This window comes from Streptosporangium sandarakinum (genome assembly GCF_013409935.1).
GTDB classification, from domain to species: domain Bacteria; phylum Actinomycetota; class Actinomycetes; order Streptosporangiales; family Streptosporangiaceae; genus Streptosporangium; species Streptosporangium nondiastaticum.
The window spans coordinates 3289419-3305604 of record NZ_JACCCO010000001.1; the positions used below are offsets into that span (position 1 = coordinate 3289419).

General features: G+C 70.1%; 13 protein-coding genes. 6 read left to right on the forward strand and 7 right to left on the reverse strand.

Features of this window, described 5'->3' with window-relative positions; all coding sequences use genetic code 11:
- The first annotated feature begins 110 nt into the window (after positions 1-110).
- Positions 111-1325 carry a winged helix-turn-helix domain-containing protein gene (locus HDA43_RS14740; RefSeq protein WP_179821004.1) on the forward strand — a complete coding sequence of 405 codons (1215 nt, stop codon included), beginning with the start codon at positions 111-113 and terminating at the stop codon, positions 1323-1325.
- Between the two features lie 64 nt (positions 1326-1389).
- Here the strand turns inward: HDA43_RS14740 and HDA43_RS14745 are convergent, their stop codons facing one another.
- Both HDA43_RS14745 and HDA43_RS14750 read right to left on the reverse strand, forming a co-directional pair.
- A complete protein-coding gene (locus HDA43_RS14745; protein WP_179821007.1) occupies positions 1390-2283 on the reverse strand; it encodes a hypothetical protein in 894 nt (297 codons plus the stop codon).
- Positions 2284-2531: 248 nt separating this feature from the next.
- Positions 2532-3698 (reverse strand): acyltransferase family protein, encoded by a 1167-nt coding sequence (locus tag HDA43_RS14750; protein WP_179821009.1) that lies wholly within the window; start codon positions 3696-3698, stop codon positions 2532-2534.
- A 151-nt stretch (positions 3699-3849) separates the two neighbouring features.
- Here HDA43_RS14750 and HDA43_RS14755 point away from each other — a divergent pair, with 151 nt between their 5' ends.
- Entirely contained in the window at positions 3850-4797 is a 948-nt protein-coding gene (locus tag HDA43_RS14755; protein WP_179821011.1) for a hypothetical protein, read from the forward strand.
- Between the two features lie 113 nt (positions 4798-4910).
- Here HDA43_RS14755 and HDA43_RS14760 read toward each other — a convergent pair whose 3' ends face one another.
- Together HDA43_RS14760 and HDA43_RS14765 are read right to left on the reverse strand one after the other, a co-directional pair.
- Positions 4911-5489: a hypothetical protein gene (locus HDA43_RS14760; protein ID WP_179821014.1), complete on the reverse strand. Its 579-nt coding sequence runs from the start codon at positions 5487-5489 to the stop codon at positions 4911-4913.
- 44 nt (positions 5490-5533) lie between these two features.
- The gene (locus HDA43_RS14765) at positions 5534-5983 is read right to left on the reverse strand and encodes a hypothetical protein (RefSeq protein ID WP_179821017.1); all 450 of its coding nucleotides are present in this window, start codon (positions 5981-5983) and stop codon (positions 5534-5536) included.
- A gap of 226 nt (positions 5984-6209) precedes the next feature.
- On the opposite strand from HDA43_RS14765, the gene HDA43_RS14770 reads away from it, so the two are divergent.
- On the forward strand, positions 6210-7616 hold the full coding sequence (locus HDA43_RS14770; RefSeq protein ID WP_179821019.1) for a hypothetical protein: 1407 nt from the start codon (positions 6210-6212) through the stop codon (positions 7614-7616).
- A gap of 638 nt (positions 7617-8254) precedes the next feature.
- A complete protein-coding gene (locus HDA43_RS14775) occupies positions 8255-9394 on the forward strand; it encodes an SGNH/GDSL hydrolase family protein (RefSeq protein ID WP_218911727.1) in 1140 nt (379 codons plus the stop codon).
- Between the two features lie 119 nt (positions 9395-9513).
- Here the strand turns inward: HDA43_RS14775 and dnaE are convergent, their stop codons facing one another.
- The 3 genes from dnaE to HDA43_RS14790 form a co-directional block, all read right to left on the reverse strand.
- Complete coding sequence (gene dnaE / locus HDA43_RS14780) at positions 9514-13062, reverse strand: DNA polymerase III subunit alpha (RefSeq protein WP_179821021.1); 3549 nt, start codon at positions 13060-13062, stop codon at positions 9514-9516.
- 172 nt (positions 13063-13234) lie between these two features.
- Complete coding sequence (locus tag HDA43_RS14785) at positions 13235-13414, reverse strand: hypothetical protein (RefSeq protein WP_179821024.1); 180 nt, start codon at positions 13412-13414, stop codon at positions 13235-13237.
- A 25-nt stretch (positions 13415-13439) separates the two neighbouring features.
- Complete coding sequence (locus HDA43_RS14790) at positions 13440-13775, reverse strand: hypothetical protein (protein ID WP_179821027.1); 336 nt, start codon at positions 13773-13775, stop codon at positions 13440-13442.
- A 323-nt stretch (positions 13776-14098) separates the two neighbouring features.
- Between HDA43_RS14790 and HDA43_RS14795 the strand changes: the two genes are divergently transcribed.
- Positions 14099-15592, forward strand: a complete 1494-nt coding sequence (locus HDA43_RS14795) for a helix-turn-helix domain-containing protein (protein ID WP_246423990.1) — start codon at positions 14099-14101, stop codon at positions 15590-15592.
- Positions 15593-15601: 9 nt separating this feature from the next.
- The gene (locus tag HDA43_RS14800) at positions 15602-16186 is read left to right on the forward strand and encodes a GNAT family N-acetyltransferase (RefSeq protein ID WP_179821030.1); all 585 of its coding nucleotides are present in this window, start codon (positions 15602-15604) and stop codon (positions 16184-16186) included.

A 16186-nucleotide genomic window follows, 5' to 3' on the forward strand; every position in this document is an offset into this window, starting at 1 on the left:
CGCCCCGGCGCCTTCCGACGGCCTCGAAAGTTCGCACAAACCATCGAATACCGCGCGGACTTATGTGTAGATTGCCGGACGGAAATCCCCCGCGAGAAGGGCCGCCGCGCATGCCGTCAACTCTCACGCTCACCGTCGACCAGGCGAGGCGACTCGCCGTGGGCGCGCAGTGCCTCGCGAGCCCCGGGCCCGTGAGCATGGAGCAGGTCCTGCGGCGGCTGCGGTGCCTCCAGCTCGACCCCATCGACGTGGTCGCCCGGAGCCACCTGCTGGTGCTGTGGAGCCGCCTGGGCTCCTACGACCGGGCCGAGCTGGACACGCGGCTGTGGAAGGAACGCAGCCTGTTCGAGTTCTGGGCGCACGCCGCCTCGATCGTGCTGACCGAGGACTACCCGATCCACCAGGTCATGATGCGGGGCTTCCCGGCGGGTGACTCCCCCCACGCCCGGGTGGTCCGCGACTGGATGACCGCCAACGAGCGCCTGCGCCTGCACGTCCTGGAGCGGCTGGACGAGGCGGGCCCGCTGCCGACCGGCGGATTCGACGACATCGCCGAGGTGCCGTGGCAGTCGAGCGGCTGGACCGCGGGCCGCAACGTGGAACGCATGCTCGACTTCCTGTGGAGGCAGGGCACGGTGATGGTCGCCGGGCGCGACGGCCGCCGCCGGCTCTGGGGCCTGGCCGACCGCTGCCTGCCCGACTGGACGGACCGCGAGCCGCTCTCCTCCTCCGAGGCGGTGGCGCGGGCGGCCGAGCACGCGCTGCGGGCGCTGGGCGTGGCGCGCCCGGCGGACATCGAGCAGCACTTCATCCGGAACCGCTACCCCGACCTGCCCGTCACCCTGGCCGCCCTGGAACGCGCGGGCCGCGTCCACCGCGTCCGCCTCGGCTCCGGCGACGCCGAGACCTGGTACGTCCACGACGACACCCTCCCGCTCCTGGAGACCCCGGACGACGGGTTCTCCCGGACGGTCCTGTTGTCGCCCTTCGACAACCTCATCTGCGACCGCGCCAGGACCGAGCGCCTGTGGGACTTCGTCTTCCGCACCGAGATGTACGTCCCCCGGGCCAAGCGCCGCTACGGCTACTACGTCCTGCCCGTCCTGCACGGGGAACGCCTGATCGGCCGGATCGCGCCGCGCTTCGACCGGCGCGCCGCCGTACTGACGGTGGAGGGCGTCTACGCCGAGCCCGACGCCCCCGCCTCTGCCGCCGAGCCGGTCGCCGAGGCCGTCGCCGCCCTCGCCGCGTTCCTCGGCGCCCGGACCATCACGTACGGCGGGCCGGTCCCGGACGCCTGGCGCGCGGCCCTGCACGCCCGCTGAACCCCGGCGTCCCCGTCCCCGGCGCGCGGACGCCGGAGACGGGGACGGGAACCGGAACGGGCCGTCAGCGCCGGACCGTGTTGACGATCTCCTTGGGATCGGAGAAGTCGAAGAGGTCCTCGACCTTCAGATCCTTCTCGTCGACGACCTTGTCGGCGGGCGGGGCGACGACGGTGATCGGCATGCCCCAGTCGGTGTAGCGGGTGTCGGTCCTGAAGGTCATCGAGAGCTTCTTGTCCAGCCGTGCGGTCTCGGTGCTCAGCATGCGCTGGACCAGGCCGTCACCGTTCGTCCAGATTCGCCAGGAGATCGTCTTCTTCGCGGCCTGGCGGGCGCTCTCGCGGCCGAAGGCGCCGGCGTAGGTCTTGGGCGACGCCTTGGACAGCTCGGCGTGGCTCGTGGTGCCCTGGTAGAGGAAACCACCGGGTGCGGACGTCCGCTTCGCGCCCTTCAGCATGGTCTTCAGGACCGCCGGCTCGAAGACGTTGATGGTCTGGCTGCTGACGGCCTTGAGGTCGGCGGGGGCCGCCGTGCGGACGAACTCCTTGTCCTGGGGGACCATCTTCCGGTAGAGGTCGCTGGAGACGTACATCTTCCCGCCCACGACGGTCACGGAGGACGGGGCGAAGAAGTCGAAGGACACCACGCCGCCGTCGCCGTCGCCGTCCTTGAGGAGCTTTTCGAGCTCGGGTTCGGCGACCATCTGCCAGGTGGCGTCGAAGGCGACCGGTCCGGAACGGCTGAGCTGCAGCCTGGCGTTGTTCCGGATCCGCACCGCGGATTCCTTGTTGACGAGCAGCCGCGTGACCTCGGCGAGCTGGACGCCGTGCTCGTCGCGGAACTGCCGCTTGACCGCCTGCACCGGATCCGGAGAACCCGCCTGCGCGGCGGCGGGCACAGCGGTGACCGGCACGGACGCGATCAGCGCCGCGACGGTGAGGACAATCCATCGCCTCATGAGGCTTTGTCCCTTTCTGGAGGGGTGGGAGAGCACCAAAGAGGCCATCATTCCAAAAGCGGATGAATGTTGCACAGGATATACGTGATGAAATAGTGCAGATTTGCCGTAATTCCCGGCGAAGAACCACAGCCAGCGGAAAAGAGCCGTGTTCCTCCCGGACGTGCCGCCCGGACCCGGCTCTCCCCTCACCCGGAGGGCTCACGTGTTCGTCGGGCCGCCCCCGCGGGCGCGGGGCCGGCTCCCCCTCATCTGGAGGGCTCACCCGCCGCGGGCTCCCGCACCGCCGCCGGCCGTTCCCCCGTCGCACGCCGGGCAAGCCGCCTGCCGAGGCGCTGGGCGGGGGCCTCGACCAGCCGGTGGGTCAGGTAGGCGAGCGGCACCAGGACGAGGAAGAACAGCGGAAGGTTCGGGACCACCCGCAGCAGGAGCGGGTGCAACAGGTAGAGGGAGAAGCTGATCACACCGAGATGGGTCAGCCAGCGCGGGAACGACCTGCGCCGCAGCGCGAACCCGGCCGCGAAGAAGGCCGCGGCCAGCAGGAGCGCCGGGGCCCAGCCGGGGTCGTCCTTGGCGAGGAGCCCGCAGGCCAGGACCACCAGCACGGTGGCGGCGGCGGTGCGCCACCGGATCGCCCCCCGCTCCGCGCGGTACACGGCCGTGCCGGCGAACATCATGGCCAGGACGATGAGACCCTGCCACGCGCCGATCCGGCTGCCGAGGACCACCAGGGCCAGGCCGAGGACCCCGCCCGACACCGCGGCGGCCACCCGCTTCCGGCCCCGCCCGCACGCCGACACCGCGATCACCGCGACGGCCGCCACCCCGAGCAGCGCGGCCACCAGGTCTGCGCCCCCCTTGATGGCCGGGCGCGGCAGCAGGAGCCCCAACGGCACCGCCACCAGCGCCAGGACGACCGCGATCACGGCCGACCGGTGCGCCTGCCGTACGGCGAACAGCCCGGCCGTCAGCAGGTAGAACGCCATCTCGTAGGAGAGCGTCCACATCACGCCGATGACGGCGGGCACGCCGAGCAGCTCCTGCAGCATCGTCGCGTTCCCGAGGACGACCAGAGGCAGCGGACGCGCGCCGAGCCCCGGGTGGAGGTCGAACGCCCCGGCGGCGGCGAGGAGCAGCGCCAGGACGACCGCGACGGCCAGCAGGGGAAGAAGGCGGAAGGCGCGGCCGACCCAGAAGGCCCGCAGGTCGCCGCGCCGTTCCAGGGAGGCGGGGATGATGTAGCCGCTGACCATGAAGAACACGAAGACGCCCCATGTGCCGACGTCGATCCTGCGGTCCACCTCGGCCCAGATGTCCGGCAGGAACGTCCAGCCCGAGTGGTGCAACACGACGGCGAGCGCGGCGGGTCCGCGCAGGGCGTCCAGCCAGGCCAGCCGGGAGGAATTCGGGGGCATTCGCCCGACTTTAGGCGATGAAAACCGGTGCCGGGCTCCGGGGATTCACCGGCTGACACGTTCGACCGCCTCGGCCGCGGCCGCCTACGCTGATGCGCGGACCGGTCCGGGCGCGGAGAGGACCCGGAGAGGACCCGGAGAGGACGTGCGGATGGGCGGCAAGGCGGATGCCGGCTGGACGGCGCCGCTCGGCCAGATCGCCGGGGTCTGGCTGGTCGGCTCCCTGCTGGGCCCGTTACTGCTGGAGGCCGGCGCGATGGTCCTCTTCGGCGGCCATCCCCTCCTGCTCGCTCTCCCCGCCGCCCTCATGGTCGGCACGCTGTACCTCGTCGCCCGGCTCACCCCCCGGGGATCCGCGTTGACGTCGCGCCGGGCGGGGGGCCGGCTCTCCTGGTCGGCGCTCGTGCTCCTCGTGGGGGCGGCGGGCTGGGCCGGCGGCGCCTGGGCCACCTCCGACCTGGACCTGCCCTTCGGCCGGCAACCGCTGATGACCCTGGCCTGCGGCCTGCCGTTCGCACTGGCCGCGGGGCTGCTCTCCCGGCGCGCGGTCTCCCTCGGCGCCGTCGTGGTGACCGTGGCGCTGGCGGCCACCGGAACGCACCTCGCCGACCGGCAGCGCGCCGACGGGGAGGAGAAGGCCATCGCCGCCCGCCTCGATCCGGTGCGGGACCTGCTCTACGTCGTGGACGTCCCCGGCTACCGGGTCGCCCGCGACTCCTCGGGAGTGAGCGCGTTCTTCGAACCGGTGGACCAGAAGGTGGTCAGGGTCTGGCAGGACCACACCATCTCACTCACCGCCGAACGCGGCGAGCCCGCGACGGCGACGTGCCCGAAGACGTTCCTCAGCGCTCCTCTCGGACGTGACGAACGCCCCCGGTGCGTCCTGGAACGCCCCGGCCTCTGGTACCTCACCGGCCGGATCCCGGAACCGAAGTGGGGATGTCCGTGCGGGCTGCGGGGATACGTCCGGCAGGACGGCGGCGTCCTGGTCAGCGTCCTCTCCTCCGACACCGTGTCCCGGGACGTCCTTCGCGCCGCCGTGCTCGGCGCCCGGCGCCCCACCGACGACGAGGCCCGGAGGCTGGTCCGCCCCTCCTGAGAACCGGCGCGGAGGGACGGGGATCCCAGGGGCCCCGAGGGCGCCGGAGCCGGTGCCGGGTCCTACCGGGCCGGTGAATCGACCAACCGATCAGTCCCGGGAAACCGGTTCTCTCAGGGATGCCGAGCCGGACGCACCTGGTCCGCCACGGATTCCCACATCGGGGAGAGACACCGCAGGCGGGCCGAGCGGTAGAGCACGATGATCAGGGAGATGACGGCCGCGAACCAGACGATGCCCACGGCGGTTTCCAGGCCGACGTAGCCGTACTGCGCCAGTGCGGCGAGCGCTCCCAGCCCGGCCACGGCCCAGCGCAGCACGTCGAGAAGATCCGCCGTGGCTGTCTCCCCGGCGGGACGGATCCGCCTGATGACGGCCTCGACGGCCAGCCAGACGGTGAGCAGCGCGCCGGCCGTCCCGGCGACGCTGATCACCTGTGCGAAGTAGGAGACAGTCCGGTCGTAACCCAATACTCCGCTGGACACGGTCAGGATCGCGAACGAGACGTAGACCATGGCGACGGCGGAGACCCAGGCCGCGGCGAACGGGCCGTCGCCGGATCGCCGCAGCCGGAACAGCCCGGAGGCGCACAGTCCCCATCCGACGGGGTCGAGCAGTAGGTCGAAGCCGTTCAGCCTGAGGGCGCCGAAGGCGAAGACGAAACCGGTGGCGATCTTCGTGACGGGCCGCATGCGCCGTACCTCTCCCTACCTGTCGTCGTGCCTGGACGAGCCGGTCATCGGAACTTGTCCGGGTCCATCGCGTCGTTGCAGACCATGCCGGCGAAGCCCCGCTGCCAGGCGACGGGACTGCTCTGCTGCCGGTCGCCGATGAGGACCGTTCCCTCGAACTCCCCGGACTCCTCCTGCTCCTCCGGCCCCGACAGCTGCCACGAGCCCCACGTCACCTCCGCCGACCCCGAACCCGTCCAGGTCCGGTAGGTGAAGCGAACCGGTCGGGGCTCGTACGGCACCGCCGCGCAGTCGGTGATGAGGACGCGCCTCTCCAGGACCTCTATGCGCCCGCCCTCCACGGTCAGTTCGGTGCGCTCCCCCTTCGCCTCGTCGGCGGGCAGCAGGCGGAGGCCGGGCATCTCCGCCGAGACGCCGGTGATGGTGAAGGGGGCCGAGGCTTCGTTCTCGATTTCGATGTGCAACCTGCCGGACAGCACGCCGTTCTCGTCCACCTCGGCGTGGACGAAGAAAGTATCTATATCCCACCTAATCTGCGGTGTAATTACCCCTGAACTCCACAGGAGAACTGTGATGAACACGAGCAATGCGAAAACGGACAGCAGACCCGGCAATCGGGAGCGCCACGTGCGCCACATGGCGATATCGAATTGCTCCCATGCATTCTCCGCAGTCACGATATAGCACCATATATGGTTGCCCTTTGTGACAGTACCCTCGATGGCCATTTCGGTAATCGCCGTGGCGGCCCTGCTGACGGCGGCCGTGCCGGTCACCCGGGAAAGGCTCGACAGGTTCGTCACGCTGACCGGCCTTTCCGTCACATCGGCCAACGCCCGGCAGGTCATCGATCACTTCACCGTTCTGCGCCGGTGGCGGCTGATCACCCTTGTCGTCGCCGTTCCACCGGCCCTGCTCACCGATGACCCGTTCTATCTGGTCGCGGGCTGGTGCGCCGTTTCCGTTTTCCACGGTGTACGGTCACCGGCCCCGATATCGCGCGCCCCCGGTGATGCCGATGTCCACCGGAGAGTGTGGCTGCTCGGTTCGGCCGCCGCCGCGGTGGCCGGCGTCCACCTGCTGACGAGCCGGGACGTCACACCGGCGCTTCTGGTTCATGCCGCCATCGTGGTCATCGTGACGGCGGCCGTATCGCTCGTCGCCTGGAGGACAAGTGCCGGGCCGGCGTCCGGGGAGCCGGACGACGCGGCCCGGGCCGAGCAGGCCATCGGCCACTGGTCGACCCGGGGCCTCTACCTCGCGGGAACCGCGGTCATGTTGTCGAGTGTGATCCTCACCCCCGGGCGGCCACCGTTGCCGGAACTGCCGGAATACTCGTCAGCCAAGCCGCTTCCGAAGTGGACGGCCACGTTCACGACGGTGCGCGGCTACAAGGAGCCCACCTGTTCGTGGTCCGGCCATCTGGACGCTCCCTGCCGGTCGTGGCGGGTGAACGGGACACCGTTCCCGCAGGCGGCGCCGTACGTCATCAGGCCGGGCGGGGTCCCCCGGCTCGCGCCGTTCGTGCGCAGCCCCGACAAGAAGGCCGTCGTCTACCTGGGCAGGGACGATCGCCGCATGGCGTACCAGGACGCCCGGGGCGTCCACCGCCTCACCGGCGGCCTGGCCGACACCGCGGTGCCCACGCCCGCGTTCCTCGGCCAGAACAGGTACGTCGTCCTGAACGGGGACGGCGCGCAGGTCATCGACACCAGGACCTGGGCCCCGGTGCCGGTCCCCGGCGCCCGGCGGGTCCACGATCTCAACGGGAGCGGGACCGTGTTCACCACGGCGTCCCAGGTGCTCGTGGCCGACCTGCGAGGGAGGACCCGGATGAGCCTTCCCCTCAGGAAGAAGGTCAAGGACTCCCCCGAGGACGCGTACCACCTTCGCCCGGACGGACGCCGCCTCGTGGTCATCCGGGGCCGCGAGGGACGCGTCGAGACCTTCGACGTGGCGACAGGGCGGCTCCTGCGCGGCGTCGTTCCCCGATTCCGCGGGGACGACTTCATCGACATCGGCCTCGGCTGGTCGGAGCAGGGATCCTTCCTGGTGCGCGGCGCCGTGAGCGAGCGCGTCTACCACCTCGACCTGTCGACGGGGAGGCTCTGGAGGCGCGACGGCTGACCCCGGGGGCGACCGCGGCGTCCTTCCGCCCGCGCGAGCCCACGGCCACCGTACGGCGGCCCTTCGCCTCCTGCTGACCAAGGGAGACCGGTTTTCCGGTGGAACCGTACGGTCACGGATGACCTCGCCCGTTCGCGGACTCGTGGTGGCCGCGAGGAGCCTCGTGGCCGGGAGGCTTCTGCGCCTGGGCGGTCGGCCGAACGGCCGAGGGTGGGCCGGGAGGTTCCCTCGATCGGCTGATCCGTGCGGACGGCACCGCTCATACGTTGTGACCGTCATAACCCCGGGCCCTGAGCGTCGACCTGAGTGTCACAAGGAACGAGCAGGTCGCCGGGGTCATTTGCTCCCCACCGACTAAGAGGTCCATCGTGATTTCCAACTGGCCGCGAAGATGGGTTCGAGGGCCGGCGCTCCCGGTGGCGGTGCTGGCCGCCGCCGCCCTTTGGGCCGCGTCCACCGCGCAGGCGTCCACGGCTGAGAAGACGGCTGAGAAGAGTGTGGCCCGGGTCTCCGCCGCCGGCACGCCCACGACTCGATCGCCCGGACCCGCCGCGGCCCCGGCCGGCGGCGAACGGACCGGCGGGAGCCCGGACGCCGCGCGCTCCGAGGGCCGGTGGACGGCGGCCTGGGGAACGGCCGTGCAGCGGCCGACCCCGGGCGACGACGACAACGGCCCCAACTGGTCCATGCGGGGTTTCGCCGACCAGTCGGTGCGGCAGGTGATCCGGATGACGGCGGGCGGATCGAGGCTCCGCGTCCGGCTGTCCAACGTGTACGGCACCAGGCCACTGGCCGTCGCCGGCGCGGCGGTCGGGCGGTCCGCCGGCACCGCCCTCGTCTGGCCGGACTCGGTGCGGCGGCTGACCTTCGGCGGCTCGTCCGGCACGGTGATCCCACCCGGACGGGAGGCCGTCAGCGACGCGGTGACGCTGCCCACCTCCGCGCTGGAGAAGCTGGCCGTCACCCTGCGCTTCGCGCGGCCCACCGGTCCGGCGACCTTTCATCGCTTCACCACCGCCACGTCCTACCGGGCGAAGGGAGACCACCTGACCGACCCCGCCACCGACGCGTACAGCGAGTCGACGAACGCCTGGTACCACCTCGCCGGAATCGAGGTGCAGGGCGGAGCCGCACCGCACGAGACCGTGGTGGCCTTCGGCGACTCGCTCGTCGACGGCGTCGGCGCGACCGCGGGCACCGACGGCCGATTCACCGACAAGCTCGCCGAGCGGCTGGTCGCGGCACGTCGTCCGGTCGGCGTGGTCAACGCGGGCGTCGCAGGCAGCCGGCTGCTCAACGACTCCTCCTGCTTCGGCGACAGGGCCGCCGCCAGATTCCGGCGCGACGTGCTCGACCGGCCCGGGGTCGGCGCGGTGATCGTCCATCTCGGGGCCAACGACCTCGGCTATCCCCGGCTCGGCGGCGACTGCGTCCGCCCCAACCCACGCGTGACCGTCCGGCAGCTCATCGCGGGTCACCGGGCGTTGATCCAGGCCGCCCACGCCCGGAACATCAAGGTCATCGGCGTCACGATCCTGCCGCTCAAGGGCGCTCTCTTCCCGTTCTGGACACCGGAGATCGAGAAGTCCCGGCTGGCGGTCAACCACTGGATCCGGACCGGCGGAGCGTACGACGCCGTCCTGGACGCCGACCGGGCTCTGGCCGACCCGGCGGACCCCTCCCGTCCCCGTCCCGGCTACGTCTTCCAGGACGGGCTGCACCCGGACGACGCGGGCTATCACGCCATCGCCTCGGCCATCGACCTCGACGCTCTGTGAAACCCCGGCCCCGGCCCCGGCGGAACGCGAGGCCGGGGCCGGGGCTGTGCGCCGTCACGGCTCGCCGCGCCGCCAGGCGTCGGCCTCCAGCGCGGCCGAGACGACCTCGACGGGTCGGCTCACAGGGCGATCGCGTCCGATCCGATCAGCGCCTTGACGTCCCCGGCGAAGGACGGGGCGGCGTCGACCTGGTAGTCCGGCAGCGCCATGACCACCGTCCGGCCGGTGTGACGGCGCAGACGCACCTGGACCGGCACCTTGCCCTGGTGCATCTTGAGGATGTTGCGCAGTTCCTCCACCAGTTCGGCGGTGACCCGCTCCTCCCGCAGGAAGATCGTGACGGGCGGGCCGGAGTCGCTGGTGACGCTGGAGACGTCGATGAGGGTGAGATCCTGGGCGAAGATCGAGATCGCGCCGTCACGGTTGTTGATCTGACCCCCCACCGACACCACGGAGTCCTCCCGCAGCATCGGCCCGTACAGCTCGTAGTTCTTGGGGAAGAACAGGCACTCGACGGCGGAGTCCATGTCCTCGACCACGACGATCGCCCAGAGGTTCCCGGCCTTGTTGACGCGCTTGTCGACCTTCGTGATGAGACCGCAGACCCGGACGTCACCGCGTTCACGGCCGCTGTCGAGCAGGTCGGCGATCGTGGTGTCGCGGTTGCGCACCAGGAGGCGTTCGGTGCCGGCGAGGGGGTGGTCGGAGACGTACAGGCCGAGCATCTCCCGCTCGAAGTCCAGGCGCGTCTTCTTGTCCCACTCGGTGTCGGGGACGGTGACGGTGAAGGCGTTCTCCTCTGTGTCGTCGGTACCGCCGAACAGGGAGTCCTGGCCGTGGGCCTCGTTCTTCTTGATGTCGATGACGGAGTCGACGGCCTGTTCGTGGGTCAGCAGCAGCCCCTTGCGGGGGTGGTCGAGGGAGTCGAACGCTCCGGCCTTGATCAGGGATTCGATGACGCGCTTGTTGCAGACCTGCAACGGCACCTTGCTGAGGAAGTCGTTGAAGTCGGTGTAGTCGTCTTTTTCCTGGCGGGCCCTGATGATGCCTTCGACGACGTTCTCACCGACGTTGCGGACCGCGCCGAGACCGAAGCGGACCTTGTCGTCGCCGACCGCGGCGAACGTCAGGTCGGAGTCGTTGACGTCGGGCGGCAGGACCTGGATGCCCATCTTGCGGCATTCGGCGAGGTAGATGGCGGCCTTGTCCTTGTCGTCGCCGACGCTGGTGAGCAGGGCCGCCATGTAGTCGGCGGGGTAGTTGGCCTTGAGGTAGGCCGTCCAGTACGCGACGAGGCCGTAGCCGGCGGTGTGGGACTTGTTGAAGGCGTAACCGGAGAACGGCAGCATGACGTCCCACAGCGCCTGGATCGCCCCGTCGCTGTAGCCGTTTCCGCGCATGCCCGCCTGGAAGTTGACGAACTCCTTGGCGAGGATCTCGGGCTTCTTCTTGCCCATGGCGCGGCGCAGCAGGTCGGCGCCGCCGAGGGTGTAACCGGCCAGCTCCCGGGCGACCGCCATGATCTGCTCCTGGTAGACGAGCAGGTGGAAGGTGGAGCCGAGGATCGGCTCCAGGGCGTCCTTCAGCTCCGGGTGGATCGGGGTGATCTCCTGGCGGCCGTTCTTGCGGTGGGCGTAGTTGGTGTGGGCGTTGGCGGCCATCGGGCCGGGCCGGTACAGCGCGAGGACGGCGGCGATGTCCTCGAACCGGGTGGGCTCCATCAGCCGCAGCAGCTGCCGCATGGGGCCGCCGTCGAGCTGGAACACGCCCAGGGTGTCGCCGCGGGCCAGCAGCTTGTAGGTGGTCTCGTCGTCGAGGGGGATCTCCTCGGTACGGATCGTCACGCCGCGGTTCTGTTCGATGATCTTGATGGCGTGGTCGATGATGCCGAGGTTGCGCAGGCCCAGGAAGTCCATCTTGATCAGGCCCATGGACTCACAGGACGGATAGTCGAAGCCGGTGATGACCACGCCGTCCTTGTCCCGCATGTGCATGGGGATCAGGTTCAGCAGCGGCGCGGACGACAGGATGACCGCGGCGGCGTGCACGCCGGTGCCGCGGATCAGGCCCTCGATGCCGCGGCCGGTGTCGATGACCTTGCGCACGTCGACGTCCGACTCGTACAGGGAGCGGATCTCGCCGCCCTCGACGTAGCGGGGGTGCTCGGGGTCGAACATCTTCGCCAGGGGAACGCCCTTGCCCATGACGTCCGGCGGCATCGCCTTGGTGATCTTGTCGCCCATCGCGAAGGGGTAGCCGAGGATGCGGGAGGCGTCCTTGACGGCGGCCTTGGCCTTGATCGTGCCGAAGGTGTTGACCTGCGCGGTGTACTCGTTGCCGTACTTCTGGGTGACGTAGGAGACCATGCGGTCGCGCTGGCGGTCGTCGAAGTCGAGGTCGATGTCGGGCGGGCTGATGCGCTCGGGGTTGAGGAACCGCTCGAACAGCAGACCGTGCTCCAGCGGGTCCAGCTCGGTGATGCGGGTCGCGTAGGCGACGATCGAACCGGTCGCCGATCCTCGGCCGGGACCGACGGGGATGCCGTTGTCACGGGCGTACTTGCAGATGTCGGCGACGACGAGGAAGTAGGAGGAGAACCCCATGGGGCCGATGACCTTCATCTCGGTCTCGTACCGCTCCCACACCTCGGCGGGGACCGGGTCGCCGTAGCGCATCACCAGGCCCTGCTCGACCTCCTTGCGCAGCCACGACTCCTGCGTCTCCCCCTCGGGGACGTCGGGATACTGCGGCATCCGGTCGACGTAGGCGAACACCTCGTCGTAGTCGCCGATCATCTCGGCGACCAGCAGCGTGTTGTCACACGCCTCGGGCAGCTCCCTGAACAGGCCCCGCATCTCGGCGGGGCTCTTGACGTAGTAGCCCGACCCGTTGAACCGGAACCGGTTCGGGTCGTCCTTGTTGCGGCCCACGCCGACGCACAGCAGGCTGTCGTGGGCGTCGGCCTGGTCCTCGGTGACGTAGTGGGAGTCGTTGGTGGCCAGCAGCGGGATGTTCAGCTGCCTGGCCAGGCGCAGCAGGTCCTCGCGGACGTCACGCTCGATGTCCAGGCCGTGGTCCATCAGCTCCAGGAAGTAGTTCTCCCTGCCGAAGATCTCCTGGTAGCCGGCCGCCGCCGCGACGGCCTCGTCGTACTGGCCGAGCCGCAGCCGGGTCTGCACCTCTCCCGAGGGGCAGCCGGTGGTGGCGATGATCCCCTCGGCGTGCTCGGCGACCAGCTCCCGGTCCATGCGGGGCTTGCCGTAGTAGCCCTCGAAGGAGGCCCGGGACGACAGGCGGAACAGGTTGCGCAGGCCCGCGGCGTCCTTGGCCCACATGGTCATGTGGGTGAACCGGCCGCCGCCGGAGACGTCCTTGCCGCCTTCGCCGTCCGCGACGCCGGTCTCGGCGCGCTTGCCCCAGAACACCGGCTTCTTGAAGGAGCGGGACGCGGGCGCGACGTAGGCCTCGATCCCGATGATCGGCTTGATGCCCGCCTTCTTGGCCTCGCCCTGGAACTCGTAGGCGCCGAACATGTTGCCGTGGTCGCTCATGGCGATGGCGGGCATCTCCAGTCGCGCCACCTCCTCGAACATACGGCCGATCTTCGCCGCACCGTCGAGCATCGAGTACTCGGTGTGGACATGCAGATGCACGAACGATTCGGTCACCTGTTCCCCTTTTCTTCAGGCCGGCCGCCGTTTACCGGCCCTGGAGCCTACGCCTCCCGACGCCTCATCTCCACCTTCCCACCCGCCTGCCTCACCGATGGGCATAAGCCGCGCCTCCCCCGCCGGTACGGCACGAGCGAGCCTCACTCAACAGCATCTGACCTGCGGTTGTTCACCGGGACACGGCGGGTGGCGCCGACGGGCGTACCCGGCCGGGCGAATGCCCGGCGGGGTGGACGCGTTCGGTGATCCGGCGGGCGGGGCCGGTCAGGTCGGAGGCGGGGGCGTTCTCGACGGGGGCGCCCGGTTCGGGGCTCCAGTAGACGGCCTCGCCGTTGTAACCGGTCCGCACGATCAGTGCTCCGCCGATCAGCGGGTCAGACGGGCGAGGCTCCGGCGGGTTCGGCAAGCGCCTCCAGGTACTCCCGCTGACGCCGCAGACTCGGGTTCCGGTCGAACAACTCCACCAGGAGGCCGGCGGCGCCCTCGGGGTCGGACGAGGGATGCCGGACCATGCCGCCGTCGCCGAACCAGCGGAACACGTGCGGAACGCTCCGAACGATCAGACCCGGCGCGAGGCTCAGTGTGCAGTGGCCGCCGGCTGTCGTCATGACGTCGGAACCCACCGTGGAGATGCCTTTCTCCGCCAGGGCGCGGCGCAACAGGGCCATGTGATGGGCGGCTGTGCTCGGCGGGGCCGTCTCGTAGGTCATGGTCACCTCCTCGGAGCGGCCGTGCGTATCAGTAGGAACATGCGGAAGCAGTCCGGAAACACAAGGCCATAAACGGTCACACAGGATGGAGGGCGCATTTCTCGGGAACCGATCGCTGAAGCCATTGAACGCCTCCACGCCACCTCTGGTCACCGGGTGCGGCGACATACTTTCTATGCACCACGAAAGCCATCTGACCTGCGGTTACTCGGCCAACATATTTGTTCCATGCCACCGGAAAGACCACTGCCCGATTTGTACAGTTGCCCGATGTTGGCTTTCACCGGCAACCTGCGGACAGAGCCTCATTCCAGGGAGCCGTGATGAGCGGGTGGAGCAAGAGGGACATCAACAAACTGCGCGATGACATGATCCGGCAAGGCCGTGGCCTGGAGGAGATCGCCGAAGAGATCCGCCTTCGCTGCGGCGGGTCACGGCTGGCGGCGTTCCGCCTGGCGCACGGCTGGAGCCAACCCGATGTCATCGTGCGCTATCGGCAGGATGCGTCCGCCCTGCCCATCGACCAGCCGACGCTGTCGAGGCTGGAGATGTTCCCCGAGCGCGGCTCCCGGGCACCGCAGGCGACACAGATCATCGCCCTGGCCGGCATCTACGGCACCACGCCGTTGAGATTGCTGGACCCTTTCGCCCTGGATCGGCTGGAGCCGTCGGAGCGGAACATCCTGATGCGCTGCAACGCCGGGTTCGGCTCATTCCCCGCCGGTCCGGTCGGGAAGGCACCGCCTCCAGTCGTAGCACCGACCCGGTCATTGATCCAGCCGGAATCCGACAGCTTGCAAAGAAAGGTAGAAATGGCCGCACACAGAGCCCTCCGTTTCGCCGTCACCGCGGAGGGAAGCAACATCGGACCGGAGACCCTCGACCAGCTCCGTGAAGAGGCCACGCGCCTCACCCGGGCCTACCAGCAGCAGCCTCTCACCACCCTCATGGGCGACCTGGTCGACCTTCAGGACGTGGCGTTCCGCCTGCTGGAAGGCCGCCAGCGGCCCGCCGAAGCGCGGGAGATGTACCTCATGGCCGGCGTCCTCAGCGGCATGCTCGCCAAAGCCTCACACGACCTCGGCGACCCGAACTCGGCGATGAAGCAGGCCCGCGCGTCGTTCATCTGCGCCGACAACGCCGGCCACGACGGGCTGCGCACCTGGACGCGCGGCCTTCAGTCGATGATCGCCTACTGGGCCGGATGGCCGCACGAGGCCGCCCGCTACGCCCAGCTCGGCGGCGAGTTCGCCGGCCGGACCCGTGGCACCGGCTCGGTGTGGCTGCCGGCGCAGGAGGCTCGGGTGTGGGCCGTACTCGGCAACGGCGAGCAGGCGCTCGCCGCGATCGAGCGCGCCAACGACGCGCGCGAACAGGTCGAGCCGGACGAGTTGGACGAGCTCGGCGGCATCATGACGTTCCCCCGGCCGCGGCAGCTCTACTACGACGCCGACACCCGGGTATGGCTGCCGGGGCAGGAGGAGCACGCCGACCGCGTCGCCGAAGAGGCGATCATCGCCTACGAGGAGGCTCCGGACCATGAGCGTTCCTTCAGCGACGAGGCGGGGGCCCGCGCCGACCAGGCGCTCGCCAGGGTCACCATGGGCGACCTGGAGGGAGCGGCCGAAGCGCTGGACCCGGTGCTGGAGCTGCCCGCCGACCAGCGCATCGGCGGCATCGTGGCGAGTGCGATGCGGGTGCACACCGCGCTTCGCGACCCCGGCCACCGGGGCGCGGCCACCGCGCGGGAACTCCAGCAGCGGATCGAGGTATACGGGCAGGTATCAGCCGGTATCGCGCTGCCCCGAGGCCGTTAATCTCACCCCATGTACCCCGTCACGATCACCTCTGCTCGCGTCGGCCTGCGTGAGTTCACGCCGGATGACGTGGACGCCCTCACCGCCATCTACGGTGACCCGGAGGTCACCGAGCACATGAGCTTCGAGCCGCGCAGCCGCGAGCAGGTGGAGGCGACGATCACCGCCGTGACGGGAGCCGCTCAGGCCGTACCGCGCACCGAGTACTCTCTCGCGGCGGTACGGCCGGACGGCGATCTCATCGCGTTCGCCCGGCTGGCCGTCGACACCCAGCATCCGGGGCAGAGCAGCGGCCAGATCGGGTTCGCCCTGCGGGCCGACCAGTGGGGGCAGGGCCTCGGCGGTGACGTCGTACGGCTGCTGCTGCGCCTGGGCTTCGACGAACTCGGCCTGTACCGCGTCTGGGGAGCGCGCAGTCCGCTCAACGAGGCGTCGGCCCGGGTGATGGGCCGGCTCGGGATGGTGGAGGAGGGCCGCATCCGCGGGCACCTGAAGGTCCGCGGCCGGTGGCGGGACTCGGTCGTGCATTCCATCCTGGCGCCCGAGTGGCGCCGGCCGGGAGCGGACGACTCCCGGCCGTCCTCAGGCGCGTAG